The following is a 26,846-nucleotide window of genomic DNA, read 5'->3' on the forward strand; positions in this document are numbered from 1 at the left end:
GGTCAGGAGGGCGAGATGCCGAGGGTGTAGGCGCCGCGGCTGCCGTAGGTCGAGTAGCCGGTGTACAGCGGGTCGCCGTAGCCCACGTTGTCGATCCGCAGGTAGTACGTACCCGGCTGGAGGGTGCTGCTAACACTCGCGCCGAGGCCCGTCGGCGTACCGGCGTCGCTCTGGCCGGAGGCCGGGTCGGCGGAGGCAACGACCGCGCCGGAGCTGTCCAGGAGGTCCGGCTTGATGTCGAGGTTGCCGCCGATAGCCGCCGCGCTCGCGGTTGCGGTGTAGTTGCCGGCAGCACCGACGTCGACGCTATACACGTCGGTGTCGGTCTCCGCGGCGATCACCCCGGACGCCGGAGTACCGACGGCCAGGGCGGCCGCATCGCCGGTGGTGTCGCCGGCTTCGTCGGCGCGCAGGGCCAGGCCGTGGGTGCCGACGACCGCGTAGTCGTCTTCCGTGTGTTCGCGTCGGCGTACTCGCCCTTGCTCCACTGGCTGATGCCGCGGTAGTAGCCGACGCCCATGATCGGAGCCCACGCGCCGTGCCCCTGGTAGTAACCGATGGTGGAGGTGCCGTCGTGGCTCAGGCCGACGTTGTGGCCGGCTTCGTGGGACGCGGCCTCGGCGAGGTTCTTCGCCCCGGTGCCGACGCCCTTCGTCTCGCGGAAGAACAGGCGTCGGCCTGGTTGCCGGTGACAACGGCCAGTCCACCGGAGACGACAGCACCGGCGCCGGTGATTGCACCGGTGCGGCGGAACTTGTTCATGACGGACTCCTCCTCAGAGTCCCCCCAGTGGGCGGTATCCCCCAAAGACCCGGGGCCGTCGATCTCGGTGGGAACGACGGCCCCGGGCAGCTCAGGTGCCGGGATGACCTCAGCCGGCGGTGACGCGGACCGTGTAGGCGCCGCGGCTGCCGTACGTCGAGTAGCCGGTGTTCAGCGGGTTGCCGTAGCCGGTGTTCTCCACGCGCAGGTAGTAGCGGCCGGCCGCGACCTGGCGGCTGATGCTCGCGCTCAGGCCGGTCGGAGTGGCCGAGTTCGACTGGCCGGCTGCCGGGTCGGCGGTGGCGACGACTGTGCCGGCCGAGTTCAGCAACTGCAGCTTGATGTCCAGGTCGGCGCCGGACGCCGCGGACGACGCCGCGAAGGTGAAGGTGCCGGCCGCCACGTCGATGCGGAACAGGTCGACGTCGGAGTCGTTGGCGTAGATGCCCTTCACGCTGGTGCCGAGCGTGAGCGCGGTGGCAGCACCGGTCGTATCGCCGTGGTCGTCGGCCCGCAGCGCCAGACCGTTCTGACCGATCACCGCGAAGTCGTCTTCCTTGTTGTTGGCACCGGAGTACTCGCCCTTGCTCCACTGGCTGATCGCCTTGGAGTAGCCGACACCCATGATCGGCGCCCACGCGCCGTGACCCGCGTAGTACCCGACCGACGCCGTACCGTCGTGGCTCAGGCCGACGTTGTGGCCGGCCTCGTGCGACGCGGCCTCGGCGATGTTCTTCGCACCGGTGCCGACGCCCTTCGTGAAGACGAGAGCCGGCTGGTAGTACGAGTGTTGGCTGGTGTTGTCGTACACGCCGACGTACGCGACCCCGCCGCAGCCACAGCCGGACTGGTACCAGGTGGTCGGGTCGATCAGGACGCGGGTGCCGTACTGCTGGTCGGAGGAACCGGACCGGGTGATCGCCGCAGCGGCCGGCTCCTGCGTGGTCACATCCACGTCGAACGGCGCGTAGTCCTCCGCCACGCGAGCCCAGACATCGCGTACGACGTCCTGCTCGGCGGTGCTCCAGTTGTTCGGGTTCCCGTCCGTGTCGTACGCCGTGACGTTCACGGTGGCCGGTTTGCCGTTGGTGTTCCACGCCGTACCGCTGATGGTGTGACCGTCGAAGTCCAGGTAGATCACCCGGTTGGAGCCGGGCTTGCTGTGCAGCTCGAAGGCCGGACCGGTGGCGGCCGCGACGGCACGCGTGGCCCAGCGCGGGGACGGCGCCGCGGCGGCCTGCCGGGAGGCTGCGCCCGCGACAGGCTCGCGGTAGAAGAGCTTGCCGTCGCGGTCCAGCCAGCTGGTCTTGTCGGTGGCCAGGATCTGCTCCAGCCGGTCGGCGGCGATCCCGTTGCGCTGGGCGAGTTCGGCGAGTCGCGACTGGACCTTGCCCAGGGCGGCCGTGCCCTGGAGTTCCTGGCCGAGCAGCTGGTCGATCGGGGCGGGGGCGGGTTGCTGGGCGTCGGCCTGGTTGCCGGCCACGACGGCCAGCGCACCGAAGACAACAGCTCCGGCGCCGACGAGGGCGCCGAGGCGGCGGGGGCGGGTGTGCATTGCTGGGGTCCTCCTCAGGGACTCCGACCGACCATGGGCGGTGGGCGGGCACTGCTTCACATCTCGTACGCGGGCGCGTACTTTCGGTAGCCTGCCCGACCGGCCCTCGCGCTGTATAGATTCGTCTCGGGATTTAACGCCGACTTGCGGAGGTTCCGATGCGCTTCATGATGGTGTTCAAGGCCAGCGAGGAATCCGAGGCCGGAGCGATGCCGAGTGAGAAGAGCCTGACCGAGATGGGTCTGGTGATGGCCGAAATGGCCGAGAAGGGCGTCCTGCTGGCCGGCGAGGGGCTACTGTCCAGCTCGAAGGGCGTCCGGCTCCAGCTGGACGCCGGCAAGCGCCGGGTCGTCGACGGCCCGTTCGCGGAGACCAAGGAGCTGATTGCCGGGTTCTGCCTGATCGAGGTGGCCTCCCGCGAAGAAGCGCTCGAGTGGGGCTGGCGGTGCATGGCCGCCGACGAGGGCCCCGCCGGCACCGGTCAGGGCACCGGACTGGAGATCCGGCAGGTCGCGACCCCGGACGACTTCGGCGCCGAGTTCACGCCCGAGGCGCGCGCCCGTGAGGAGCAGACCTTGCTGAAGGCCGCCGAGAACCTTCAGAACAGCAACACCTGACGGATCGACGTACCGGCGGCCAGGTCGTCGAAGGCCTGGTTGAGGTCGTCGAGCCCGACCGTCGCGGTGAGCAGCCGGTCGACCGGGAGCCGGCCGGCCTGGTAGAGCGCGACGTACCGCGCGATGTCCCGCGACGGCACCGACGAGCCGAGGTACGACCCCTTCACCGTGCGCTCCTCGGCGACCAGGCTGACCGCGGGCACGCTGAACGACTGCGACGGATGCGGCAGCCCGACCGTGACCGTCGTGCCGCCCCGGCGGGTGGCGGCGTACGCCTGCTCCAGGACCTGCGCGCTCCCGACGGTCTCGAAGGCGTAGTCGGCTCCACCTGAAGTCGCCGCACGCACCTGGTCGACGGCGTCGGCGTCCCGGGCGTTGACCACGACGGTCGCACCCAGCTCCTGCGCCAACTCCAGCTTGGACGGGACGACGTCCACCGCGACGATCGGATGCGCTCCGACCAGCACGGCACCGAGCAGCGCGGACAATCCAACGCCGCCGAGGCCGAAGACGACCGCACTCCGGCCGGCTCGAACCTGGGCTGTGTTCACCACGGCGCCGACGCCGGTCATCACCGCGCATCCGAAGAGCGCGGCGATCTCCGGTGGGAGGGACGGATCGATCTTCACCGCGGATCGCGCCGACACCACCGCGTGGTCCGCGAAGCCGGACACCCCGAGGTGGTGATGTACGCCGTCCAGCCGCCGGGAGCCGGACAACAACGTCCCGGCCGTGTTGGCGGCCGCACCCGGCTCGCAGAGCGCGGCCCGGCCGTCGGCGCACGGCCCGCACTCGCCACAGGCCGGCACGAAGGCGAACCCCACGGTGTCACCCACGGCGAACCCCGGTGCCTCCGACTGCACGACCTCGCCGGTGGCCTCGTGGCCGAGGAGCATCGGCAGCACTCGCGGACGCGAACCGTCGATCACGGACAGGTCGGAGTGACAGAGCCCGGCCGCGCGGATCCGGACCAGCAGCTCACCCGGACCGGGCGGGGCCAGCTCGACCGCTTCCATGCTCAGCGGCCGGGACTCGGCGTACGGGCGTGGCAGTCCCATCTCCCGCAGTACGGCGCCGCGCACGATCATCCCGTGATCCCTTCGAGGGCGGTGCGGATCCGGTCCGGGACCGGCACCGGGCGGCGGTCCGCCCGGCCGACGAACACGTGCACGAACCGCCCGGTCGCGGCCGGCTCGTCCGAGCCTTCGCGGAACAGGCCGATCTCGTACCGCACGCTGGAATTACCCAGCTGCCCGGCCCGCAATCCCGCGTCGACGACCCCCGGGAACTCCAGTGACTGCTTGAAGGTGCACTGTGAGTCCACACACAGTCCGATCACGTCGCCGCCGTGGATGTCGAGGCCGCCGGACCGGATCAGGAAGTCGTTGATCACGGTGTCGAAGAAGCTGTAGTACTCCACGTTGTTCACGTGTCCGTAGACGTCGTTGTCCTTCCACCGCAGCGTGATCGCCAGAAAATGCGGAAAGGAACTCCGATCCATCGGGCCACCATAGCGGCGGCTCCCGGCTGTGCGGCGCACCACAACCTACGGTCCCGTAACTTACGGTGCCGTAGGGTGGGGGGAATCGCCGACGAAGGAGACCCTGGTGACCGACAAGCTGGTGACGAACCTGCTGCACGAGCTGGAGCCCGTCGTCGAGCAGAATCTCGAGCGCCATCTGGCCATTACCAAGGACTGGAACCCGCACGATTACGTGCCCTGGAGCGAGGGCCGCGACTTCGCCTTCCTCGGCGGCGAGGACTGGTCCCCGGAGCAGTCCCGGCTGGACCCGGTCGCCAAGGTCGCGATGATCACCAACCTGCTGACCGAGGACAACCTGCCCTCGTACCACCGGGAGATCGCGACCCAGTTCGGCCTCGACGGCGCCTGGGGCACCTGGGTCGGCCGCTGGACCGCCGAGGAGGGCCGGCACGGGATCGCGCTGCGCGACTACCTCGTGGTCACCCGCGGCGTCGACCCGGTGGAGCTGGAGGTCGCCCGGATGGCGCACATGACGGCCGGCCACGAGGTCGACAAGAACATGCTCGAGGCGATCGCGTACGTCAGCTTCCAGGAGCTGGCCACCCGGGTCTCCCATCGCAACACCGGTAAGGCCACCGGCTGCGAGATCGCGGACCAGTTGCTGGCCCGGATCGCCACCGACGAGAACCTGCACATGATCTTCTACCGGAACCTGGTCGCCGCGGCGTTCGAGACCGCGCCGAACGAGACCATGCGAGCGGTCACCAACGAGGTGACCGACTTCTCGATGCCGGGCGCCACGATGGACGGGTTCGCCCGCAACTCGGTGACGATCGCCAAGGCCGGCATCTACGACCTGCGCCTGCACCACGACGAGGTGGTCGCGCCGATCCTGCGGATGTGGAAGGTCTTCGACCGCGAGGATCTCAGCGGCGACGGGGCCAAGGCGCGCGACGAGCTCGCCGAGTTCATGACCGGCCTGGACGCCCAGGCCACCCGGTTCGTCGAGCAACGCGACCGCCTCCGCGCCCGGCAGGCCGCCCGCGCGACGGCCTGACTCTGTCGGGGGCCCGCTGGTTGACGACCTGATTGTTGTTCATGCTGGACCTCGATGGGTCTGACCAGGAGAGGTGGGGCGGCGGATGAGCGTGGTCGAGGGGCGGCAGACAGCGGCGTACGACGGGGAGCTGGTCGTGTTCCTGATCGGGTTTCGAGTGAACTCGGTCCGCAAGGTGCGTGAGTGGCTGCCGGTGGCGAACGCGATGGGCCCGATGCTGCGACAACTGTCGAAGGATCCAGCGAGCGGGCTGCTCGGGTTCCGGACGCTGCCGACGTGGCGCGGCGTCACCATGATCCAGTACTGGGAGTCGATCGAGAAGCTGCAGGCGTTCGCGAACGACGACGGTCGGACGCATCGGCCGGCCTGGGTCGACTACTTCCGGAAGTCCTACAAGGGCGGCGCGGTCGGCATCTGGCACGAGACGTACGTCGTCCCGGCCGGCAGCGTGGAGACGATCTACGGCAACATGCCCCTGTTCGGTCTCGGCAAGGTCGCCGGGGTCGAGCCGGTGAACCAGCGCGGCGAGACCGCCGCCGAGCGCCTGCACCTGTCCAGCGACGGCTGACGCGGCAGCCGGGCTAGGCTGCGGGCGTGCGGTTCATCCGGGATCTGTGGACGCTGCTCGAGCGCCGTGATTTCCGGCGACTGTTCGCGGTGCGGTTGACGTCGCAGTTCGGGGACGGCGTGTTCCAGGTCGCGCTGGCGTCGTACGTGCTGTTCTCGCCGGAGCGGGCGCCGGACGCGGCCGCGATCGCGGGACTGTTCGCGGTCGCGCTGCTGCCGTACTCGATCCTCGGGCCGTTCACCGGAGTACTGCTGGACCGCTGGTCGCGGCGGCAGATCCTGTTCGGCGCGAACCTGACCCGGGCCGCGCTCGTGGTCGGGGTCGGCGCGATCGTGGCGACCGGTAACGCGGGCGTGCTGTTCTACCTCGCCGTACTGCTGACGCTCGGAGTGAACCGCTTCCTGCTGTCCGGACTGTCCGCCGGTCTCCCGCACGTCGTCGAGCGCGACGAGCTCGTGATGGCCAACGCGGTCACCCCGACCTCCGGTACGGCGGCCTTCCTCATCGGCGGCGGAGTCGGCGCAGGGGTCAAGCTGATCGTCGACTCGGATCTCGCCGTACTCGCGCTCACCGTCGTCATCTACACCGCGGCGGCCCTGCTCGCGCTGAGACTGCGGCGCGACCAGCTCGGCCCGGATCTGAACGGCGACGAGCCGGGCATCGTCGAAGCGCTCCGGAGCATCGCGGCCGGCCTGGTCGACGGCGCCCGGCATCTGAGGGAACGCAGGCAACCCGCCCTCGGTCTGGCCGCGATCGGCTCGCTCCGGTTCTTCTTCGGCCTGATGACCGTGATGATGATCCTGCTCTACCGCAACTACTTCTACGGCCCGGACCGGCTCGACGAGGCCTTCGGTGCGTTGGCGATCGCGACCGGAGCGGTCGGCGCCGGCCTGTTCGTGGCCGCCCTCGTCACCCCGTGGGGTACGCGCGTGATGACGCTGCGGCAGTGGATCACCTGGCTGTTCGTGGCCGCCGCGGTGGTGACTGTCGTACCGATCGGCCTCTTCACGCAGCCCGCGCTGATCGTCGGCGGTTTCCTGACGGGCTTCTGCGCGCAGGGTGTGAAGATCAGCGTCGACACCCTCGTCCAGACGGGTGTCGACGATGTCTACCGCGGCCGGGTGTTCTCGCTGTACGACATGATCTTCAACGTCGGGCAGGTCTCCGCGGCCGCGCTCGGCGCGTGGATCCTGCCCGACGACGGGAAGTCGTACCCGGCCCTCGCCTTCATCGCCCTCGGCTTCGCCGTCACCGCGGCGGTGTACGCACGGCTCAGCCGGGACGGATCAGGTTCCCCGGAGCGCGGTGATGGGCTGGATGGCGGAGGCCTTCCACGCGGGGTACGTGCCGGCGACCAGGCCGATGAACGCACCCAGCAGGGGTGACCCGAACGCGAGCCGGTTGTCCAGGATCGGAGTCCAGTCCCGGACCCACGACACTCCGACGGTGAGCAGTACGCCGACCGCCGTACCGAGTAGTCCGCCGAGGAAGCCGACGATCACGCTCTCCACCAGGAACTGCACCGCGATGTGTCTTCGGGCCGCCCCGAGCGCCCGACGCAGGCCGATCTCGGAGATGCGTTCGAGCACCGACAGCAGCGTGACGTTCGCGATGCCGAGTCCGCCGACCAGCAGCGCGACCGCGCCGAGCAGCAGGAACAGCGCGTTCAGGTCGGACTCGACCCCCTTGCGTACGGCGCCCTGCTTCGGCGGGGCGTCGACCCGCAGCGTGCTCGGGTTGTTCGGCTCGATCGCGATCGGTGCCTGCTCGGCGATCAGCTGCGCCGCGCCGACCTGGGTCCGGATCTCGACCGCGTCCGGGGATTCCAGGTCGTACGCCGTCCGAGCCGCACCGTTCGGCATGATCACGGCGTCGTTGAGCTCGGCCCGCCCGGTGACGGATTCGAGGATGCCGATCACCGTGTAGGCCTCGTCGCCGATGAACACCGCGGGCTGCGAGTCGACCCGGTTGATGCCCAGCCGCTCGGCGGCATGCTTGCCGAGGACAACGACCTTGTCGCCGCGCTTGTCGTGCCCGGTGTCGAAGAACCGGCCGGTCGACAGCACCGCCCGGACCGCGTCCCACAACCCGGCCGAAGCGGCCATCACCTGCAGGGCATGACCGTTGCGTTGATCGTCCAGTGCCTCGACGCTGCGGACGAGGTCGTCGCCGACGTCGAGGGTGCTGACCGTGCCGGCCGCCTCGACGCCGTTCAGCCGCTGGATCCGGGCCGGCGCGTCCCACGGCAACTGCGTGGCCGCTTCGCCTTCCTGCCCGCCCTTGTCGTCCGGCTGTACGACGACGCGCGTCGCGGCCGCGAGGTCGAACCGCTGCGTGATCTGCCCCGACGCGGTCTGCCCGAGCCCGACCGTCCCCACCAGTGCGGCGATCCCGAGCACAGTGCCCAAGGTGGTGAGGACTAGCCGGGTCGGCCTGGCGGCCACCCCGGCGAGGGCCTCGTCGAGGAGGTCCCGGACGGCGGGACGGGTCCGGCCCCGCGACCGGGTGGGGCCGAGGGAAGCACCACGCCGGATGAGCCCGGCGAGGGCGAGCCGGGGCCGCACCCGGCGCCGGGAGCGCGCCGGTGAGGGCGGCGGCGCTCCCGGCCCGAGGTGGGGCGGGGTGGTGGACGGCCCGCCGGCGGGATCCGGGGGGCCTGCTGTGGGGGTCACCACTGGAGGGTTCCGTCGACGATCCGGACCTGGCGCTGCGCCCGGCGGCTGACGTGGTCGTCATGGGTGATGACGGCCAGCGTCATCCCGTCGGCGTGCAACTCGTCGAACACTTCGAGGATCGCCTCCGCGTTGGCACTGTCCAGGTTGCCGGTCGGCTCGTCCGCGAGCAGCAGGCTCGGCTCGGCGACCAGCGCCCGCGCGATCGCCACCCGCTGCCGCTCCCCACCGGAGAGCGTGGTCGGCCCGAACTCCATCCGGTGCGCGAGCCCGACCCGCTCCAGCGCGACCCGCGCTCGGGCCATCCGCTCCCGTCGCGGCACACCGACGTACACCATCGACAGCGCGACGTTCTCCAGCACGGTCCGGTGGTCGAGCAGGTGGAAGGACTGGAAGACGAAGCCGATCCGCTCACCCCGCAGGACGGCGCGACGCCGCTCCCGCAGGCTCATCGTGTCCACGCCGTCGAGCCGGTAGACACCGCCGGTCGGGTTGTCCAGCAACCCGAGCAGATGCAGCAACGTCGACTTCCCCGACCCGGACGGCCCGACGATCGACAGGTACTCCCCTTGCGCGATCGACAGGTCGACCTCACGGATCGCCTGGACCTCGGGCGGCCCGGGGAAGAACCGGCGTACGCCGATCATCTCGACCACCGGCGCCGGCAGGGCTACCGCAGTGGCGGTCATCGGCCGACCACCACCTGATCGCCCTCGGACAGCTTGGCGTCGCCGGCCGGAGTGACCTGGGCGAACCCGTCGGCGGACAGACCGACCGTCACCGGGACGAGATCGACCGTCCCGTTCCGCAGTACCTCGATCCGCGATCCGCCGTCCGACCCGGACGACAACGCGGCCACCGGTACGGCGAGCACCTTGCCGCTGGTGCTCTTCACCGGGATCGTCACGCGGACGTTCGCATCCCGGAGCAGCGCCAGCTGGCTCGCTGTCAGCGCGTTCGGTGCGACCACGACGTCGTACTGGCTGCCGTTCTTGGTGATCCGGCGGACCTTCGCGGCGACCGCCGTACCCTCGCCGAGGTCGAGGGTCGCGGCCATGCCGGCCTTCAGGCGCTGAGCGGTCTCGGCATCGACCTTGACCGTGACCACCAGGGAGGCGCCGCTGGCGGACATCACCACGCCGTTGACCGTGCCGCCGCGTTCGACCTTCACGTCGTCGACCCGGCGCGGGAGCGTCTTGACGTAGACGACCTCGGACACCGGGAGCGGGGTGCCGGCCTTGAAGTCGGCTTCGTTCAGGGCTTCCTGCGCGTCGGCGAGGTTCTCCTCCGCGTCGTCGACCGCACCCTCCTGCACCGAGGTGTCCTTGGCCTTCGCGTCCTTGGCCTGCTTCAGCTGGGCCTTCGCCTGCCGGAGCTGGTTCTTCGCCGCGTCGACCTGTTTCTTCGCGGCGTCGGCGGCTTGGGTGAGGCGCTCCTCCGGCTCGGGAGCGTCGTACCCGGCCTTCTCGTAGAGGCGCTCGACCGCCTGCGACGTGTCGGTGTCGTACTCGTCGTCGACCGTGCCCGGGTCGAGGCCGAGCCGGTCCAGCGTCTGCTCCAACTGCAGCACGTCGGGTCCTTTGCTACCCGGGGAGAGCGTCCGGTACATCGGGAGTACGCCGGCCAGACCGATCACCGGCCGACCGGTGATCTCGAGCAGCGCCTTGCCCTCGGTGATGGTCGAGCCGACCGCCGGGACCTTGCCGGTCACGATCGCCGGAGTCGTCAGCCCGCTGGTCTCGACCCGGATGTTCACCGCGCCGTCGAACGACGCGTCACCCCGGCCGACCACCTTGCTCGACAGCGCCTTCTTCTCCACCGGCACGGTGATCTGGGAAGCCTTCGGGGCCGCGGTCTTGGCGGCGGCGTCCTCGGGCGACGTGATCCGGCTGCCCGCGGCCACGCCCACTCCGAGCGAGACCGCGGCCACCGCGGACACGCCGACCAGGACGCGGCGCCGGGACTTGGGGGAAGTGGTCACCGGTTCGCCATCTCGTCGCGGTACGCCTCGAGCTCGGCCTTGTGCTGGTCGACGAACTCCTTCTCCTGCTCGTACTGGACCTTCTTGTAGGCCTCGTCGTACCCCTTGGCCTTGCACTTCTGGTCCGCCACCGCGAGCGCGATCTCGAACTTGCGGAGGTCGGCCAGCTTGGTCGCGTCGACCTTGTCGAACGACGGCGGGCCCTGCAGCGTCTTGCCCTTGGTGTTGCCGGTCGGCGGCGTCGCGCCGGTCAGCGCGTCGAGCTTCTGCTGGACCTTCTCGCGCGGCTCGTCGACCTTCTTGTAGCCGGCCTGCCCCGCGTCGGCCAGGCAGTCGGCCCACGCGGTGGTCGCGTCCACCACCCGCTGGTCGGCCTCGATCCGCTTCGACAGCGCCTGGATGTCCTTGAACAGGCTGTCGAACTTCTTGAAGTCGGCCGTCCGGTCCTGGCCCTTGCCGTAGACCTCCTCGACCGCCTTGCCCCGGCACCCGAGGTCCAGCTTTCCGCTCGAGGTCGGCCCGTCGCCTTCCTTCGGGGCGATCACGACGTTGCCGTTGCCGAGCGCGTTCGGGCCGTTCAGCGCCTTGTCATAGGCCTTCTTCGCGTTCGCGGAGAGGGCGTTGCGGATCTTGGTGTTCGGGTTGGTGTCGTCGTCGCCGGCCTTGGTCCAGTCGATGGTGCTGATGCCGTAGCCGTACTGCTCGGCGAACTTGTCGGCCGGCAGGTTGAACGCGTCGCTGAACTTGCTCTTCGGATTCGACTCCGGCGGGACCGCGACGTACTCGAACCCGGCCGCCTTCATACAGGCGGCGGTGGCGTCCTCGACCTTGCGCTGCTTGGCCAGCTCCTCCTCCGACGGCTGCTGACCGCCGCCGGCCCGGACCGCGATCCGCATCCCGCCGCCGGACGAGCTGACGAAGCCGTCGCCCATGTACTCCGCGAGGGGGCTCTTGTCGCTCTTGTCGTCCCCGGAGGCCGCCGGATTCTGGTTGTTGCCACACCCGGCCAACGCCAGGACCGCCACCAGGGCGAGGGCTGCTTTCCGTGAGGTCTTCATGGTGGTGGAGCGTGCCTGCGGGGCGGTGAAGAACCTGTGAAGGACCGATTTGCACCCGATGCTCTCAGCCGATCTTCATAGGATTCTCATCAAACTCGGCGACTCTGAGGGGTATGCCAGCGCGGATCCTCGTCGCCGAAGACGATCTGAAGCAGGCGGAGCTGATCCGGCGGTATCTCGAGCGGGAGGGGCACCTGACCGTCGTCGTGCACGACGGCCGGGCCGCGATCGACGAGGCGCGCCGGCGCAGCCCGGACCTGCTGGTGCTCGACGTGATGATGCCGAAGGTCGACGGCCTGGACGTCTGCCGGGTACTGCGGGCAGACGGCGAGGTGCCGATCATCATGCTGACCGCCCGCGCGACCGAGGACGACCTGCTGCTCGGTCTCGACCTGGGCGCGGACGACTACCTGACCAAGCCGTACAACCCGCGCGAGCTCGTCGCCCGGGTCCGGACGGTACTGCGCCGCACCCGGAGCCGGGCCGAGGGCGAGGTGTACCGGGTCGGCGAGCTGGAGATCGATCCGGGCCGGCACGAGATCCGGCTGGCCGGGAAGCTGGTCGAGGTGACGCCTGCGGAGTTCAAGATCCTCGCCTGCCTGGCCGCCTCCCCCGGGCGGGCGTTCTCCCGGCAGCAGTTGCTCGAGCACGCGTTCGGCTTCGACCACTACGTGTTCGACCGGACCATCGACGTCCACGTGATGAACCTGCGGAAGAAGATCGAGCCGTCCCCGGGCCCACCGGCGTACCTGAAGACCGTGTACGGCGTCGGCTACAAGCTGGCCGACAAAGAGGTGAGCGTCGATGCGTCGTAGCGTGCTGATCCGGTTCCTCGGGCTGTCGCTGGCCGTCGCCCTCGGCGCGGTGATCGCGACGGCGGTGATCGCGACGTACAGCACGTCCGAGAAGCTGCAGGGCGAGATCGACGCCAACACCAGCCAGCTCCAGGTCGACGGGCAGATCTACGCCGAGCTGTCGAAGTACGCCTCGAACCACCCGACCTGGTCCGGCGTGGACAAACTGGTGCACGACCTGGCCGACAAGCACGGCCGGCGGATCGCGGTCACCGGACCGGACGGCACCGTGATCGCCGACTCGGCCCGGATGCTCGGCGCCGGTCCCGAGCTCCCGTCGGTGCCGGCGGCAACCATCGACGCCCGGAGCGAGGGGTTCGGCAAGATGTCCGGTGCCCTGACCGTGTACGCCGCCCGCAAGACCATTGCCGCGGGCAAGGCGAACGACATGGTCACCGCGGCGGGGCTGGTGCCGGCGGCCGCGATCTCCCCACTCTGGGGCCTGACCGACGAGGAACTGCGCGAGCGCGACAAGCTCGGCCGGCAGGCGGTGGACTGCTACCGCGCGCAGGGCAAGAACGCGAGCCTGGCCACCGGTGGAGCCGACGTCCCGCAGGTGATGATCGAGTCGAGCCGGTCGGCCGCGGGGGTGAGCGTGATGGAGAAGCCCGGCGTCGCGCCGGACGACGCGTGCATGCCACCGGGTCTGAACGCACCGAGCGCCAAGGCCAAGCTCGTGAACGACGACGAGATCCGGCGCGCCACCGCCTGCCTCGACGCCGCCGGCCTGAGGTATTCGATCAACGACATCGAGGGCCTGAGGACGGTCGAGCCGACGAGCGAGCGCGATTTCACGGACCAGTTCATCACGTGTACGTCGGAAGCCCGGTCGCAGGCGTTGACGCCGTACGTCGCTCCGCCCGCGAAGCTGTACCTGGGTGCTAAGAGCACGTTCAACGTGTTCTCCGGTGAGGGCATGCTGCGGACCGGGGCGACCGCACTCGGCGTACTGCTGATCGCGGCGCTGGTGATGGTGTTCGCCGGGCGCCGGCTGGTTCGGCCGATCGTCGCGCTCACCGGTGCGGCCCAGCGGATGCGGAACGGCGACCACGCGGCGCGGGTTCCGGTGACCGGGAAGGACGAGGTGTCCCGGCTAGGACATGCGTTCAACGACATGGCCGAGGCGATCCAGCGGCACGACTTCCAGCGCAAGGCGATGGTCAGCGACGTCGCGCATGAGCTCCGGACGCCGCTGGCCAACATGAAGGGGTATCTGGTCGCGTCCGAGGACGGCGTCGTACCGCTGGATCGGGAGTTGGTGACATCACTGCTGGAGGAGACCGAACTGCTCGAGCACCTCGTGGCGGATCTGCAGGACCTTGCGCTCGCGGATGCCGGGATGCTTCGCATGCACCCCGCGCCGCGTGATCTGTCCGAGCTCGCGCAACAGGTGGTGTTGGCGCATCGGCCGGCCGCCGAGACGGCCGGGGTGTCGCTGACCGCTGAAGTTCAAGGGCCCGCGACGGCGTCCATCGACAGTGCCCGGATCCGCCAGGCGCTGGGCAACCTGGTCTCGAACGCGATCCGCTTCACGCCACCGGGCGGGCACGTCGTGGTCGGCGTACGACGGGTGGACGACGGCTACAACCTGACCGTGACAGACAACGGCACGGGCATCGCTGACGAGCATCTGCCGCATCTGTTCGACCGGTTCTACCGCGCCGAGCAGTCCCGCAGCCGGAGTACCGGCGGGAGCGGACTCGGACTCGCGATCACCAAGCATCTCGCCGAGGCGCACGGCGGCCGGATCGCAGTCACCAGCCGGCTCGGGTCCGGATCGGTCTTCACGATCTGGATCCCGGCTCGATAACCTCGGCGGGTGGCCGGCCGGAAAGCCCGCGTGGCGGATGTGCACGAGATCGCCCAGGCGATGCCGCACGTCACGGTCTGGAAGCGGGACGACGGCACCGATCGCCCGGTGTACCAGGTCGGCGGGAAGTCGTTCGTGTTCTTCCGGACCGCCCGCCCGGACGCCTTCGACCCCGAGACCGGCGAGCGGTACGACGACGTGATCGTGATCTGGGTCGAGTCCCAGGACGAGAAGCTGGCCCTGGTGTCGGACGAGTCCAACCCGTTCTTCAGTACCCCGCACTTCGACGGCCACCCCTCGGTCCTGGTCCGCGGCAGCCGCCTCGGCGAGCTGTCCAAGCAGGAGCTGACCGAGGTGATCCAGGACGCCTGGTTGTCCCGGGCATCCAATCGCCGCGCGAAGACCTGGCTCGAGGAACACCGGCTCAGCTGAGATCAGGCGGCCGGTTGCACCTCTCGCTGCCACACTGAACATCGTGAGCTACCCACCGCCCGTCTCCGCGGCGCCCAACTACGGACAGCCGCCCCGCAAGAACCGGGCCGGGCTGATCATCGTGCTGATGGTGCTGCTGCTGATCGGCGTACTGGGCGTCGGCGGCGTCCTCACCTATCGCCTGGTCTCCGACAAGCTGCACCATTCCTCGGCACCCGGCCCAGCCACCTCAGCCGCACCGCCCGCGAGCTCGCCGACCCCGAAGCGCTCAGTGCCGGAGCCACGGCCCACCAAGACAGTCCAGCCGCCGACTACCAAACCCACCACCAAGGCGCCCACCACCAAGCCGGCCGCGCCCACACGCCCGGGCAGTGCTGCCGAGCTGGCCCGCCGCTTCGTCGCCCAACTCAACGCGAACAACCCGACCGCCGCGGCCACCTACGCCTGCCAGGACTCGAAGCAGCTGATCCCCATCCTGATGGGCCAGTACCTCCGTCCCCCGACCAGACTCACCCCCGGCACCTCGATCGGTGCTCAGCCCACCTTCGCCATCCGCCTCTCCGGCACCACCAAAGGCTCCCCGGTCACCGGCGTAGTCATCATCCAGCAACTCACCCCCGAACCCCTCTGCGTCCGCATCTTCTCCATCACTCCAGCCTGAGCGCGGGATCGGAGCTGCTGTGCCGCCGGGCAGCCTGCCCCATCACGGTTGGATCCCCGCGGACCACGGTCGCTGTCGGCGCGGTTCGCGCCGCCGGAGGCGGCCATACGTCAGCCGGTGTCCTTTGAGCGTGGCGCGGGCGGGGGCTTTCAGCTGGGGGCGAGGGCTCGGGCGGTTTCCATCAGGTCGGTGCCGGTGGGGAGGGTGGCGATGATGGGGGTGTCGAGGCCGTTGTCGACATAGCGGTTGATGTGGTCGCGGCACTGCTCGGCGGTGCCGTGGACGATCAGGTCGTCGAGGACCTCGAGCGGTACGGCGGCCATCGCGGCGTTCCGGTCACCGGCGGCCCAGGCTTCCCGCATCTGCTTCATCGCGGCGCCACGGCCGAGCCAGTCGTGGAAGGCGGCGTACCCGGGGACGGTCAGGTAGGTCGCGATCAGGAAGCGGCCGATGTTGCGCGCCATCTCCGCGTCCTCGGTGAGACAGACGAAGATCCGCGCGGCCAGTTCCTTGTCCGGGCCCAGTTCGGCGCGGACCTGGCGTACGTCGTCCGCCGACAGCCAGTTCGTGATCGCGCCGTCCGCCTCACGCGCCGCCAGCTTGAGCATCTGCGGCCGGAGCGCGGCGAGCATGATCGACGGCGGCACGTCGGGCGCCTTCTCCAGCCGGAACCGCCGGATGGTGAAGCTCTCGAACTCCCCGTCCACCTTCTCCCCGGCGAACGCCTGCCGCAGGAACCGCAGGACGTCGCGGGTCCGGGCCAGCGGCGGGTCGTACGCGATCCCGTTCCACCCCGTCACGATCGTCTCCGACGACGCCCCGATCCCGAGCACGAACCGCCCCGGCGCGAGGTCCGCGAGCGCCGCCGCACTCATCGCGAGCGCGGCCGGTCCCCGCGTGTGCACGGGGACGACGGCCGTCCCCAGCCGCAGCCGGTCGTCCCACTCGGACGCGAGTACGAGCGGAGTGAACGCGTCCGCGCCGGCCACCTCCGCGGACCACAGGTCGGTGTACCCCAGGAACGCCAGATCCTGGATCAGCTCCCGGTGTTCCCGCAGCGGCACCCCGGTCAGCGGAACGGTGAGACCCCAGCGCATTAGATCATCCTCTTCAGCAGCGGCAATGGTGCGAACCGCATCACCCGGGCGAGCGGGATCCACGGCCACGGCGGTACGTACGCCTTCGCCTTCTCGGCCTCGATCGCGGCGACGATCGCACGGACGCCGGGAACAGTGTCGACGATCAGCGGGGTGTTCGCGACGTGCTCGTTCATCTCGGACCGGATGTAGCCAGGGAAGATCGTGCTGACCTTGATCGGCTTGCCGAGCAGCTCCAGCTGCAGCCCTTCCCCGAGCGAGGCCAGCGCCGCCTTGGTCGCGGCGTACGTCGTGACCGTCTTCGGCAGCCCTCGTAGCGCGGAGATCGACGAGATGAAGACAAGGTGCCCGGCGTTCCGGGCCCGAAAGAGCTCCATCGCCGCTTCGGCCTGGGCGAGCGCGCCGACGAAGTTCGTCAGCGCGGTCTCGCGGTTGGCATCGAACCGGCCGGTGCCCAGCGGAGCGCCCTTGCCGAGGCCGGCATTCACGATGACCCGGTCAAGCTGACCCAGCTCGGCGTCGGCCTTGCGGAACACGTCGAACACCTGGTCGTGGTCGGTCACATCCAGCCTGTGGATGACCACCTGGACCTGTGGACAACTCTCGGACAGCTCGGCCCGCAGCGCCTCCAGGCGCTCCTCCCGCCGCGCGGTCAACGCCAGATTGTGGCCCTTGGCAGCGAACTGCCGGGCCATCTCCGCACCGAGACCGGCGCTGGCGCCGGTGATCAAGATGTTCCGTCGCATCGGAGGCCCTATCTATAGGAGAGCAGGTCGCTGCCGTCGAGGTGCCCGTGCTCGTTGTAGCTGACCATGGTCAGCCCACTCCGGCCGGACACGACCTTCGTGATCGCAGTGTTGACCGTGACGGAGTTCAGCTTCGCCCACAGCTCGTCGCCACCGGACAGCAGCCGGCTCGCCACCACGGAGATCGGCCCGCCGGAGGTGAACACGAGCGCGGTCTCCCCCTTCCCCAGTCGCTCGGCAGTACGGCGTACTGCCGCATCGGACCGTTCGCAGAAGGTGTGGAAGGACTCGGTGTAGCCGTCACCACCATCGATCCACCGCTGGATCGCCGCGGTGAACATCTCCTGGAACGCGTGCCGTGGGTTCCCTTTGCGGGCCATGTCCGCGAGCAGCACCGCGCGGACCCGGTACGCGGGCTTGTGCGTGACGATCAGCTCGTCGTGGTCGAACTCGTCGAAACCCTTGTCGACCTCGGCCGTGAATCCAGCCAGCGATGCGGTCTGGGCGTGTCTGCGCATCGAGCCGGACACCACGAGATCCGGCCGCACTCCCCGCGCTGCCAACGCCTCGCCCAGGCGCGCCGCCTGTTGTTCGCCCTGCGGCGAGAGCTTGTCGTAGTCGCTCGCACCGAAGGACGCCTGCGCGTGCCGGATCAGGTAGACGACGCCCATTCACGCCTGCCGGATGATCCGGCGGCAGCGCCGCTCGAGCAGGTTGACCGGGAGCCAGAAGTTCTTGAACCGCGGGTTGCGCGTCTGCTTGTGGTGGTAGCGGTAGTAGATCTGCTGCGCGATCACCGCCAGCCGGAACAGCCCGAACACCTCGTAGAACGGCCAGTTCTCCGGTTTCAGCCCGGACTGCTCGGTGTAGTAGGCAACGATCTCGTCCCGCGTGATCATGCCGGGCACGTCCGACGGCTGCAGCCGGAACCGGCGGAACGCCCAGTCGTCGTCGGCCTGCACCCAGTACGCGAGCGCGCTGCCCAGATCCATCAGCGGATCGCCCAGCGTCGCGAGCTCCCAGTCGAGTACGCCGACCACGCGCAGCGGATCGTCCGGCGCGAGGACGACGTTGTCGAGCCGGAAGTCGTTGTGGATGACACAGGTCCGGACGTCGGTCGGCTGGTTCGCCGCGAGCCACGCCATCACCCGTTCGTAGCTCGGCACGTTCCACGTCTTCGCCTTGCGATAACGCTCCGACCAGCCGGTGACCTGGCGTCCGACGTACCCCTCACCGCGGCCGAGGTCGGTCAGGCCGGCGGCTTCGGCATCGACTGCGTGCAGCTCGGCCAGCGTGTCGATCAACGTGAACCCCAGCTGCCGCGTCTGCTCGGGCGTCAGGTCGACACCCAGCTCGTGATGGCCCGGGATCGTTCCGACGACGCGCTCCATCACGTAGAACTCGGAGCCGATCACCGCGTCGTCGTTGCAGTGGGCAATCATCGTCGGGACGTAGCGGAACACCGGCTTCAGGGCCGACTGGATACGGTACTCACGGCCCATGTCGTGCGCGCCCTTGGCCTTCGTCCCGGCCGGCGGGCGGCGCAGGATCAGATCGTGGTCGCCGTACCGCAACAAATAGGTCAGGTTCGACGCGCCGCCGGAGAACTGCTTGACCTCGGGCAACCCGGCCGGAAGCTCCGTCTGTTGTCGCAACCAACCATCGACCGCGGGCACATCGAACGCGTCCTCGTCCCGGACCGCCCGCGCGCCATCACCCATCGGCAGCCTCGGCCCGCTGCCGGGCGCGCTCCGCGATCTTCCGCATCTGCCGGTTGTACAGGGGCCGGACGAAGCGTTTGGTGCGCCACGCCAGCAGCGCGGGCCGATCGGGGATGATCAGGAACTGCTGCTTCTTGATCCCGTTGATCACCGCGGCCGCGATGTCGTCGGCCGACCGCGGCGACTTCTCGATCAGCTGCCGCGCGGTCGCCCCCATCGCGGTGTCGGCGCCGCGGATCGAGTCGGCCAGGTTGGTCCGGAAGAACGACGGGCAGACCACCGAGACGGTCACGCCGTACGGATGCAACTCGTGCGACAGCGTCTCCGACAGCGCGACGACACCGGCCTTCACGGTGTTGTACGAGCTCATCATCGGCGGGTGCACGAGCCCGGCCGCGGACGCGGTGTTGACGATGTGACCGGAGCGCTGCCGTTTGAAGAGTGGGGTGAACGCGCGGCAGCCGCGGACGACACCCATCAGGTTGATGTCGACGACGCGATCCCACTCGTCGAGCGACTCGACGTCGATCCGGCCGCCGGTCGCGATGCCGGCGTTGTTCACCAGGATGTCCAGGCCACCCCAGTTCTGCTCGACCCACTCGACCGCCGCGGCCCAGTCCTCCGGGCTGCGCACGTCGAGCTTCCGGTACGACGCTGCGTCCTCCGGACCGTCCACCGCCACATCGGTGCTGAGCACTTGATGGCCTTCGGCAATGAACTGGGCGACCAGCGCGGCCCCGAGACCGCTCGCGCCGCCGGTGACGAGGATGCGGCTCACTTCGCCTCCTGAGCTGCGGACAGGTACGACGCCAGTTCGATCCGCGCGATGACCCCGCGATGCACCTCGTCCGGCCCGTCCGCGAGCCGCAACGACCGCGCGCTCGTCCACGCGGCCGCGAGCGGGAAGTCGTCGGACAGCCCACCACCGCCGTGCAGCTGGATCGCCATGTCGATCACGTCCTGCGCCATCCGCGGCACCGCGACCTTGATCTGGCTCACCTCGCTCAACGCCCCCGCGAGCCCCTTGGTGTCCAGCAGGTACGCCGTCTGCAGCACGAGCAACCGCGCCTGGTTGATCGCGATCCGCGCGTCGGCGATCCGCTCCCGGTTGCCGCCGAGATTGACCAGCGGCTTGCCGAACGCGGTCCGGCTGGTGCCGCGCTGGATCGCGAGCTCGAGGGCCTTCTCGGCCAGGCCGACCAGTCGCATGCAGTGGTGCACCCGGCCCGGACCGAGCCGGCCCTGGGCGATCTCGAACGCCTTGCCCGGTCCGACCAGGATGTTCGACGCCGGCACCCGGACCTCGGTGAACGACACCTCGCCGTGTCCGTGCGGCTCGTCGTACCGGTGCATCGCGGGGAGGAGACGCTCGACCTTCACCCCCGGGGTGTCGCGGGGGACGAGCACCATCGTGTGCCGCGCGTACCGATGGGCGTCCGGGTCGGTGAGGCCCATGAAGATGAGCAGCTCGCAATCCGGGTGACCGACGCCGGTGCTCCACCACTTGCGGCCGTTGATGACCACCTCGGCACCGTCGACGATCGCGGTCGCGGCCATGTTGGTGGCGTCCGACGACGCGACGTCGGGCTCGGTCATGCAGAACGCGGACCGGATCGTGCCGTCGAGCAACGGCTCCAGCCACTGCTTCTTCTGCTCCGGGCTGCCGTAGCGCAGCAGGACTTCCATGTTGCCGGTGTCCGGCGCGTTGCAGTTGAAGATGTACGGCGCGATGAACGAGCGACCGGTGAGCTCGGCGATCGGGGCGTAGTCGAGGTTGGACAGCCCTTCGCCGTACTGCTCGTTGCCCGGCTCGGCCTTGGGGAGGAAGAGGTTCCACAGGCCGAGGTCGCGGGCCTTCGCCTGCAGATCCTTGATCACGGGCTGCGGCTGCCAGGGGTCACCGGCCGCCTTGACCGCGGCGTGCAACTCGGCCTCGACCGGCTCGATCTCGGTGCGGAGGAACCCCTCCACGGCTACGATCAGGTCCTGAGCGCGGGCCGAAGGTTCGAACCCCATCAAGCCTCCTCCAGTTTTCTTGACCGTAGCGCAGCGTCTAAGCAATGCTCAATAGCGTGAGTGAGCGATGGACCTCCGACGACCGCCGCAAGCAGCTGATCCGGATCGGGTTGATGATGCTGCGGACCCAGCCGATCCACGAACTATCGATCGACGCCGTCGCGGGCCAGGCCGGGATCTCCCGCGGCCTGCTCTTCCATTACTTCCCGAGCAAGCGGGACTACTACGTCGCGGTGATCTCGGCCGCCGGCCGCCGGCTGTTGCGGGTCACCAAGCCGGCCGAGTCACTCCCACCGGATGAGCAGTTGCGGGAGATGCTCACCCAGTTCGTGGCGTTCATCACCCGGCGGCGGACGGCGTACATCTCCTTCGTCCGCGGTGCCGCCGGCGGCGACGACTTCGCGGTCGAGGTGTACGACGAGACCCGCGCCGGCCTGACCAAGCGCATCCTCACCTACCTCGGTACGCCGGAGGTCGCCGAAGACCCCGCATCCGGCGAGTACATGCGCGTCCACGCCTGGCTCGCGTACGCCGAAGACCTCGCGATCGAGTGGTCCGGCCTCCCCGAGGAAGACCGCCCGTACTCCGACAAGTTCCTGGTAGACCACGCCATCGAAGCCCTCCACACCTTGCGGAAGCTCTAGCCCTTGGTTCGGTAGCGGCCCGGGGTTGTGCCGATCAGGGCGGTGAAGGCTGCGATGAAGCTGCTCGGGTTCGACCAACCGCAGGCGTTGGCGACGTGGGTTGTGTCGTGGCCGTCGGCTAGCAGGACGAGTGCGTGGTAGATGCGCAGTTGTGTGCGCCACTGATAGAAGGTCATGCCGAGCTCGTCGTGGAACAGCCGGCTGAGGGTGCGGGCGCTGGCTCCGATCGTCTGGCCGAGCTCCGCGAGTGGGGTGTTGTCGGAGGGCTGCTCGTAGAGGATGCGGGCGATGGCTTGTAGGCGATCATCCTGCGGTTCCGGCAGTTGCAGTGGTTGCTCTTGCGCTTCCTGGAGTTCGTCGACGAGGACTCTCCGGAGGCGAGCGCTGGCGGCGCGGTCGTGACTGGTCGCCGCGCGCTCGTAGTTGCGTGGGCCAGTCAGCGTGAGCAGTACCTCGCGGGCGAGGTCGGAGGCCATGAACACGGCAGGCCGGCTAGCCACGCGGCGGGCCAGCGACGGCGGCAGGAAGACGATCCGCATATCGGTGTGACCGTGCGCCCGGTGGTAGTGCGTGAATCCGGCCGGAGTCCAGGCGACCCGGTTGGCCGGAACGATCGAGGTGCCACGCTCGGTGTGCACGGACAGCACCCCGCGGGCGGCGTACACCAAGTGTCCCCGCGCATGGGACTGCACTTCGCTCGTCCCGCCGGGCTCCCAGAGATGAACCCCACCGGACGGCCAGATCTGCGATTGCGGGGTTTGGCGGCTAACGGGCACAAGTTGGCATTCTATCGGTGGCCCGCCGCGCCACCTCCCGGCAACGATGAACGCATGAGTATGACCATGCGAGCCGCGGTGTGCGTCCGCGCAGGCGGCCCTGAGGTGCTGGAGATCCGTGAAGTCCCTATTCCCACGGTCCGCGAGGGGTGGAGCCTGGTCCTGGTGAAGGGCGCGGGCCTGAACCGCTCGGAACTGAGAACCCGCCAGGGCCACTCTCCCTCGGTGACCTTCCCTCGCGTCCTCGGGATCGAGTGCGTGGGAATCGTTGCGGCCTCGACCGATCCCGGGTTGCCGGAGGGAACGACAGTCGCGGCGGTGATGGGTGAGATGGGCCGCGCGTTCGACGGCGGCTATGCCGAGTACGCACTCCTGCCGAACGATCTGCTGATGCCGGTCACCACCACGCTGCCGTGGGAGGTCCTTGCCGCGTTACCGGAGACGTATCTGACCGCGCAGGGCTCGCTGGACACGTTGGGTATCGCGCCCGGCGGCCGGTTGCTGATCCGTGGCGGGACCTCGTCGGTGGGGTTGGCGGCCGCGTCGATCGCCTCCGGCCACGGGGTGGAGACCGCAGCCACGACTCGGAGTCCGGACAAGGTCGAGGCACTGACCGCGGCCGGCGTTTCCCACGCGATCGTCGACACCGATGGCTCGCTCGCCGCGAGTCTGTACTCGATCTGGCCCGACGGCCCGGACTACATCCTGGATCTCGTCGGCGCGAGTACGGCAATCAACTCGCTCCAGTTGGTCCGCCGCGGCGGCACGGTGTGCGTGTCAGGCTCGCTCCGCGGGTGGTTGATCACCGACTTCGAACCCATCGCGATGATCCCGTCCGGCACCAACCTCACCGCCTTCCACAGCCACAACCTCGAAGGCTCCGCGGGCGCGCCCGTGCTCCAGCGAGTCATCCAGCAGGTCGAGGCCGGTCGCTACCGCCCCAACATCGACCGCACCTTCCCTCTGACCGACATCGCCGCCGCCCACCGCCAGATGGAATCCAACCAAGCCACCGGCAAACTCGTCGTACTCCCGTGCGGCGTCAGGTGAAGACGTTGACCGCACGGGCTACCACGAGGCCTACGACGGCCAGGGAGATCAGGGACTGCAGGCCCATGGACATCTTGGCCCAGCGGGCCAGGGGCATCACGTCGGTCGGGCTGAAGGCCGTCGAAGTGGTCATCGCGAGGTACAGATAGTCGCCGAACCCGGGTCGCCAGCCTGGTCGCGCGATCTCCGGGCTGAGCTGCTGCGTGAAGGCCAGGTCGAGGTACTTCGGCATCCGGTGAGCCCGGTTCGCGGCGCCGCCGGCGTCCAGTTCCCAGTACAGCAAGGCGAACCCGATCAGGTTCGACAACCACACGACGCCGCCGGCCGCGAGCAGCGCCTCAGGTGAGTTCGTCATCGATCCGCCGCGGATCAGCGCCGCGATGAGCCGCACCGTCGCCCCCAGGGCGTCCAGCACCAGCAACGCCACGACCGCGATCGATACGCCGCGCAGGAGCGACGACCGCTTGTCGATCCGTCCCGGATCCCGCACGATCAGCACCGACAGCAGCACGACCTCGACGGCCGGCAGGACGTACGCCGGAGCCAGCCGGACGTCTTTCGGTCGCGCGAGCGTCAGGGCCATGGCCACCAGCACGGCGGCCACGCTCGGCCACCGAGGCTCACCTCGAACCGGCTGCCCCAATTCGCCGTCGCCACCAGCACCCATAGGCCCCCCGCCCGCCAGCCTACGCCGGGCTCGACCACCGGTTACGTCCTGTCGAGCTGCACCGTCTCGACCTGTACTAGGACGATGGGAGGAGTTCCGGGGTGAGAGTGGGGTCTTCCATCTCGGGGTCGAAGGGGAACAGAGGGCGGAGTACGCCGTGGTGGCCGAGGCGGAGGAGGTCTTGGTCTACGCCGCCGGGGGTGAGGGCGAGGAGCCAGTCCTTGGCGAGGTTGTAGAGCTCCGGCTCGAGGTAGCCGATCTTCACGATGACCAGATCGGTGGCGGCGGGGTCGAGGCCGAGGAGGGTGAAGTCGGCGATGTGGTGGTACGGCTTGCGGCGTGAGGTGAGGATCGAGTGCAGACCGCCGGCCTTGATCACCGCGACGGTCCCACCGACCGGGTCCTCGGACAGCGAGAAGACAGTGCCCTCGAGGTCGACCGGACCCGCCGGACCGGGGTCGACCTTGCCGCCGGCAGACACCCGGACCGGGTTGCCCACACCAGCAGCGACACAGGCAGCGACCGCCTCGGGGTCCGTGATGCTCGCGTGGATCGCGGTCGCGTTGCCCTTGGTCAGCTCGTCGACCGTGAGCAGCTGCCCGAGCGTCCACGAGACATCCCCGGCTCCACCGGCCGTCGGGTTGTCACCGGAGTCGCTGATCAGGAACGGCCGCGCCGTACTCGCGAGACCCGCGGTCACGCACTCCTGCAACGTGCCGGTAGGAGCGACGAACGCGAACTCCGAACGAGCACCCCAATAGGCCTGAGCCAGCTCGGCAGCACGAGCGGTGATCAACTCCTGGTCATCCCCGGTCACGACCACGGCCGCGCGGCACCGCGGCTCGTCGGCCCACGCGTAGCCGACCCAGACGGCGGCGTCGAGTACGCCGGGCTCGTCGGCGATCTCCGCGACGCGCTGGTAGATCGACGCGGCCGGCTCGATCCGGGTCGACGTCTTCTCGCCGGGCAGCAGCACCGGGACCTGGATCCACGCCTTACCGGGCTTGCCCAGCCCGGACCGGATCCGCTCGACCAGGTTGCGGGCCGCACGCTCCCGGCTCTCCATCGCGTCCTCGTGCGGCGCCATCCGGTAGCAGGTGATCAGGTCGACGGCCGTACCCAACTCGCGGGACACGTTCCCGTGCAGGTCCATCGAGGCCGACATCAGGACGTCGGGGCCGATCGCGGCCCGGACCCGAGTGGCCAGGTCGGCCTCGGCGTCCTGCCGGCCGACCACGCTCATCGCCCCATGGATGTCGAAGAAGAACCCGTCCAGCTCGCCGGCCGTCCCGATCAGCTCGATGATCTCGGCGGACAGGTCGTCGTACACCTCCGGCAGTACGGCGCCGCCGGGCAGGGAGCGCGCGTGCAGCAGCGGCACCCACTCGATGCCCTGCGCCCACTCCTTGTCGAGGAAGTCGTACCGCCGCAGCAGGTCTTCACCACGGCGTACGTCGAAGTCCGCCAGGCCGGCCCGGTGCGGCGAGAACGTGCTGGACTCGATAGCGATCCCGGCAATGCCGATCCGAAGGTTCATGTCTAGAACTTGCCACAACCGAACCGTTTTGCGCACTGCCTAACTCCGGATAGTGGACACCGGCCCGGTGGTCCCGCGGACGATCAGCTCGGTCGCCAGCTCGACGTGCAGGGCCTCGAGCTCGTGCCGGTCGAGCAGTCGGATCAGCAGGCTGACGGCCATCCGGCCCATCTCCTGCAACGGCTGCCGGACGGTCGTGAGCTGCGGCGTGGTCGCACGACTCAGGTCGATGTCGTCGAATCCGGCGATCGACACATCGCCAGGGACGGACAGCCCGCGCTCGGCGGCGGCCTGCAGCGCACCGATCGCGGCCTTGTCGTTGAAGGCGACCAGCGCCGTCGGCCGCGGATCGAGATCGAGGAGCTCGCTCGCGGCCCGGTGGCCGTGCGCGACCGTCGGCTCGACATGCCGAACCAGCGAAGGGTCGGGCAGTACGCCGGCACCCGCGAGCGCGGCCGAGTGGCCGCTCAGCCGGGCGTCAGCGGCGAGCCACTCCCGAGGTCCCGCGATGACGCCGATGCGGGTATGGCCGAGTGAGACCAGGTGGGAGGTGACCTGACGGGCACCGGAGTGATGTGCCGCGGAGACCGAAGCGATGTCGCGCGGGAGTGTCGTCCGCGGGTCAACCACGACGAACGGGAACCGGCGTGAGCTCAGCCGGACCAGCTCCTCGCTCGGCTCGGGCGGCAGGATCAGGATCGCGCCGCCGACCTCGCGCTGCGCGGGCAACCGGGACAGCACCTGCTCGTGCTGCGCCGACTCTCCCGCGTTGAGGACGAGCTGCCGCCCGTGCCGGTCCAGCGTCTCGGCGATCGACGACACGATCAGCCCGAAGTAGTCCGTGAGTACATAAGGACAGCGCACGTAGACGGCTCCGGCGACGGGTTTCGCCGTACCGCCGCGCGGGCCGGGTGCGCGCAGGCCGAGCTCCTCGACCGCGCGCTCGACCAGCCGCCGGGTCTCCGGGGCCACGCTGCCCTGCTGGTTGAGGACCCGGGACACGGTCGCGATCGAGACGCCGGTCGCCGCCGCGACCTCGCGGACGGTGGCCCGATCTCTAGGCATTTGTTACATCGCTTTGT

28 protein-coding genes are annotated in these 26,846 nt (G+C 69.4%); 10 read left to right on the forward strand and 18 right to left on the reverse strand.

All coding sequences use genetic code 11. The annotated features are described in order from the left end of the window. Positions 1-2: 2 nt before the first annotated feature. The gene (locus tag ACZ6O0_RS39750) at positions 3-488 is read right to left on the reverse strand and encodes a pre-peptidase C-terminal domain-containing protein (RefSeq protein ID WP_465770247.1); all 486 of its coding nucleotides are present in this window, start codon (positions 486-488) and stop codon (positions 3-5) included. A gap of 383 nt (positions 489-871) precedes the next feature. Continuing rightward, positions 872-2,317 carry a pre-peptidase C-terminal domain-containing protein gene (locus tag ACZ6O0_RS39755; RefSeq protein WP_465770248.1) on the reverse strand — a complete coding sequence of 482 codons (1,446 nt, stop codon included), beginning with the start codon at positions 2,315-2,317 and terminating at the stop codon, positions 872-874. A 158-nt stretch (positions 2,318-2,475) separates the two neighbouring features. On the opposite strand from ACZ6O0_RS39755, the gene ACZ6O0_RS39760 reads away from it, so the two are divergent. Then, complete coding sequence (locus tag ACZ6O0_RS39760; protein WP_465770249.1) at positions 2,476-2,934, forward strand: YciI family protein; 459 nt, start codon at positions 2,476-2,478, stop codon at positions 2,932-2,934. Here the strand turns inward: ACZ6O0_RS39760 and ACZ6O0_RS39765 are convergent. Further along, on the reverse strand, positions 2,916-4,022 hold the full coding sequence (locus ACZ6O0_RS39765) for a zinc-dependent alcohol dehydrogenase family protein (RefSeq protein WP_465770250.1): 1,107 nt from the start codon (positions 4,020-4,022) through the stop codon (positions 2,916-2,918). The two genes, ACZ6O0_RS39760 and ACZ6O0_RS39765, sit on opposite strands and share 19 nt — an antisense overlap. Next, positions 4,019-4,435 (reverse strand): acyl-CoA thioesterase, encoded by a 417-nt coding sequence (locus tag ACZ6O0_RS39770; RefSeq protein WP_465770251.1) that lies wholly within the window; start codon positions 4,433-4,435, stop codon positions 4,019-4,021. Before ACZ6O0_RS39770 ends, ACZ6O0_RS39765 begins: the two co-directional genes overlap by 4 nt. 106 nt (positions 4,436-4,541) lie before the next feature. Here ACZ6O0_RS39770 and ACZ6O0_RS39775 point away from each other — a divergent pair, with 106 nt between their 5' ends. The 3 genes from ACZ6O0_RS39775 to ACZ6O0_RS39785 all read left to right on the forward strand — a co-directional run bounded on the left by ACZ6O0_RS39775 (position 4,542) and on the right by ACZ6O0_RS39785 (position 7,427). After that, a complete protein-coding gene (locus tag ACZ6O0_RS39775) occupies positions 4,542-5,474 on the forward strand; it encodes an acyl-ACP desaturase (RefSeq protein WP_465770252.1) in 933 nt (310 codons plus the stop codon). Positions 5,475-5,559: 85 nt separating this feature from the next. Continuing rightward, a complete protein-coding gene (locus ACZ6O0_RS39780; protein ID WP_465770253.1) occupies positions 5,560-6,042 on the forward strand; it encodes a DUF4188 domain-containing protein in 483 nt (160 codons plus the stop codon). Between the two features lie 26 nt (positions 6,043-6,068). After that, positions 6,069-7,427 (forward strand): MFS transporter, encoded by a 1,359-nt coding sequence (locus ACZ6O0_RS39785; protein ID WP_465770254.1) that lies wholly within the window; start codon positions 6,069-6,071, stop codon positions 7,425-7,427. On the opposite strand, the gene ACZ6O0_RS39790 is transcribed toward ACZ6O0_RS39785, so the two are convergent. Genes ACZ6O0_RS39790 through ACZ6O0_RS39805 form a run of 4 tightly spaced genes read right to left on the reverse strand, consistent with a single transcriptional unit; the run spans position 7,329 to position 11,753 of the window. Then, entirely contained in the window at positions 7,329-8,714 is a 1,386-nt protein-coding gene (locus tag ACZ6O0_RS39790) for an ABC transporter permease (RefSeq protein WP_465770255.1), read from the reverse strand. The genes ACZ6O0_RS39785 and ACZ6O0_RS39790 overlap by 99 nt on opposite strands. Beyond that, a complete protein-coding gene (locus ACZ6O0_RS39795; RefSeq protein ID WP_465770256.1) occupies positions 8,711-9,403 on the reverse strand; it encodes an ABC transporter ATP-binding protein in 693 nt (230 codons plus the stop codon). Before ACZ6O0_RS39795 ends, ACZ6O0_RS39790 begins: the two co-directional genes overlap by 4 nt. Continuing rightward, positions 9,400-10,695: a peptidoglycan-binding protein gene (locus ACZ6O0_RS39800; protein WP_465770257.1), complete on the reverse strand. Its 1,296-nt coding sequence runs from the start codon at positions 10,693-10,695 to the stop codon at positions 9,400-9,402. The genes ACZ6O0_RS39795 and ACZ6O0_RS39800 overlap by 4 nt, the downstream gene beginning before the upstream one ends. After that, positions 10,692-11,753: a hypothetical protein gene (locus ACZ6O0_RS39805; protein ID WP_465770258.1), complete on the reverse strand. Its 1,062-nt coding sequence runs from the start codon at positions 11,751-11,753 to the stop codon at positions 10,692-10,694. Before ACZ6O0_RS39805 ends, ACZ6O0_RS39800 begins: the two co-directional genes overlap by 4 nt. Before the next feature lie 113 nt (positions 11,754-11,866). Between ACZ6O0_RS39805 and ACZ6O0_RS39810 the strand changes: the two genes are divergently transcribed. From ACZ6O0_RS39810 to ACZ6O0_RS39825, 4 genes are read left to right on the forward strand one after another with little or no spacing between them, the layout of a single operon-like run. Further along, positions 11,867-12,568 (forward strand): response regulator transcription factor, encoded by a 702-nt coding sequence (locus tag ACZ6O0_RS39810; protein WP_465770259.1) that lies wholly within the window; start codon positions 11,867-11,869, stop codon positions 12,566-12,568. Next, on the forward strand, positions 12,558-14,417 hold the full coding sequence (locus ACZ6O0_RS39815) for a sensor histidine kinase (RefSeq protein WP_465770260.1): 1,860 nt from the start codon (positions 12,558-12,560) through the stop codon (positions 14,415-14,417). Before ACZ6O0_RS39810 ends, ACZ6O0_RS39815 begins: the two co-directional genes overlap by 11 nt. A gap of 9 nt (positions 14,418-14,426) precedes the next feature. Continuing rightward, complete coding sequence (locus ACZ6O0_RS39820) at positions 14,427-14,849, forward strand: MmcQ/YjbR family DNA-binding protein (RefSeq protein WP_465770261.1); 423 nt, start codon at positions 14,427-14,429, stop codon at positions 14,847-14,849. Positions 14,850-14,892: 43 nt separating this feature from the next. Beyond that, positions 14,893-15,510, forward strand: a complete 618-nt coding sequence (locus ACZ6O0_RS39825) for a hypothetical protein (RefSeq protein ID WP_465770262.1) — start codon at positions 14,893-14,895, stop codon at positions 15,508-15,510. A 149-nt stretch (positions 15,511-15,659) separates the two neighbouring features. Here the strand turns inward: ACZ6O0_RS39825 and ACZ6O0_RS39830 are convergent, their stop codons facing one another. From ACZ6O0_RS39830 to ACZ6O0_RS39855, 6 genes are read right to left on the reverse strand one after another with little or no spacing between them, the layout of a single operon-like run. Next, complete coding sequence (locus ACZ6O0_RS39830) at positions 15,660-16,607, reverse strand: LLM class F420-dependent oxidoreductase (protein ID WP_465770263.1); 948 nt, start codon at positions 16,605-16,607, stop codon at positions 15,660-15,662. Continuing rightward, positions 16,607-17,353, reverse strand: a complete 747-nt coding sequence (locus ACZ6O0_RS39835) for an SDR family oxidoreductase (protein WP_465770264.1) — start codon at positions 17,351-17,353, stop codon at positions 16,607-16,609. The genes ACZ6O0_RS39830 and ACZ6O0_RS39835 overlap by 1 nt, the downstream gene beginning before the upstream one ends. A gap of 8 nt (positions 17,354-17,361) precedes the next feature. Beyond that, positions 17,362-18,024: a histidine phosphatase family protein gene (locus ACZ6O0_RS39840; RefSeq protein WP_465770265.1), complete on the reverse strand. Its 663-nt coding sequence runs from the start codon at positions 18,022-18,024 to the stop codon at positions 17,362-17,364. Continuing rightward, positions 18,025-19,074 (reverse strand): phosphotransferase family protein, encoded by a 1,050-nt coding sequence (locus ACZ6O0_RS39845; protein ID WP_465770266.1) that lies wholly within the window; start codon positions 19,072-19,074, stop codon positions 18,025-18,027. It lies immediately after the preceding gene. Continuing rightward, the gene (locus ACZ6O0_RS39850) at positions 19,067-19,852 is read right to left on the reverse strand and encodes an SDR family NAD(P)-dependent oxidoreductase (protein ID WP_465770267.1); all 786 of its coding nucleotides are present in this window, start codon (positions 19,850-19,852) and stop codon (positions 19,067-19,069) included. The genes ACZ6O0_RS39845 and ACZ6O0_RS39850 overlap by 8 nt, the downstream gene beginning before the upstream one ends. Then, on the reverse strand, positions 19,849-21,090 hold the full coding sequence (locus tag ACZ6O0_RS39855) for an acyl-CoA dehydrogenase family protein (protein ID WP_465770268.1): 1,242 nt from the start codon (positions 21,088-21,090) through the stop codon (positions 19,849-19,851). Before ACZ6O0_RS39855 ends, ACZ6O0_RS39850 begins: the two co-directional genes overlap by 4 nt. A 56-nt stretch (positions 21,091-21,146) precedes the next feature. Here ACZ6O0_RS39855 and ACZ6O0_RS39860 point away from each other — a divergent pair, with 56 nt between their 5' ends. Next, entirely contained in the window at positions 21,147-21,734 is a 588-nt protein-coding gene (locus ACZ6O0_RS39860; RefSeq protein WP_465770269.1) for a TetR/AcrR family transcriptional regulator, read from the forward strand. On the opposite strand, the gene ACZ6O0_RS39865 is transcribed toward ACZ6O0_RS39860, so the two are convergent. Next, the gene (locus tag ACZ6O0_RS39865) at positions 21,731-22,399 is read right to left on the reverse strand and encodes a helix-turn-helix transcriptional regulator (protein WP_465770270.1); all 669 of its coding nucleotides are present in this window, start codon (positions 22,397-22,399) and stop codon (positions 21,731-21,733) included. The two genes, ACZ6O0_RS39860 and ACZ6O0_RS39865, sit on opposite strands and share 4 nt — an antisense overlap. Positions 22,400-22,576: 177 nt before the next feature. Between ACZ6O0_RS39865 and ACZ6O0_RS39870 the strand changes: the two genes are divergently transcribed. Further along, positions 22,577-23,560, forward strand: a complete 984-nt coding sequence (locus ACZ6O0_RS39870; RefSeq protein WP_465770319.1) for a zinc-binding dehydrogenase — start codon at positions 22,577-22,579, stop codon at positions 23,558-23,560. On the opposite strand, the gene ACZ6O0_RS39875 is transcribed toward ACZ6O0_RS39870, so the two are convergent. The 3 genes from ACZ6O0_RS39875 to ACZ6O0_RS39885 all read right to left on the reverse strand — a co-directional run bounded on the left by ACZ6O0_RS39875 (position 23,553) and on the right by ACZ6O0_RS39885 (position 26,829). Further along, the gene (locus tag ACZ6O0_RS39875; RefSeq protein WP_465770271.1) at positions 23,553-24,164 is read right to left on the reverse strand and encodes a hypothetical protein; all 612 of its coding nucleotides are present in this window, start codon (positions 24,162-24,164) and stop codon (positions 23,553-23,555) included. The two genes, ACZ6O0_RS39870 and ACZ6O0_RS39875, sit on opposite strands and share 8 nt — an antisense overlap. A 139-nt stretch (positions 24,165-24,303) precedes the next feature. Then, on the reverse strand, positions 24,304-25,764 hold the full coding sequence (locus tag ACZ6O0_RS39880) for a M81 family metallopeptidase (protein ID WP_465770272.1): 1,461 nt from the start codon (positions 25,762-25,764) through the stop codon (positions 24,304-24,306). 39 nt (positions 25,765-25,803) lie between these two features. Continuing rightward, positions 25,804-26,829: a LacI family DNA-binding transcriptional regulator gene (locus ACZ6O0_RS39885; RefSeq protein ID WP_465770273.1), complete on the reverse strand. Its 1,026-nt coding sequence runs from the start codon at positions 26,827-26,829 to the stop codon at positions 25,804-25,806. Positions 26,830-26,846: the final 17 nt, after the last annotated feature.

Source organism: Kribbella sp. NPDC048837 (genome assembly GCF_055586945.1).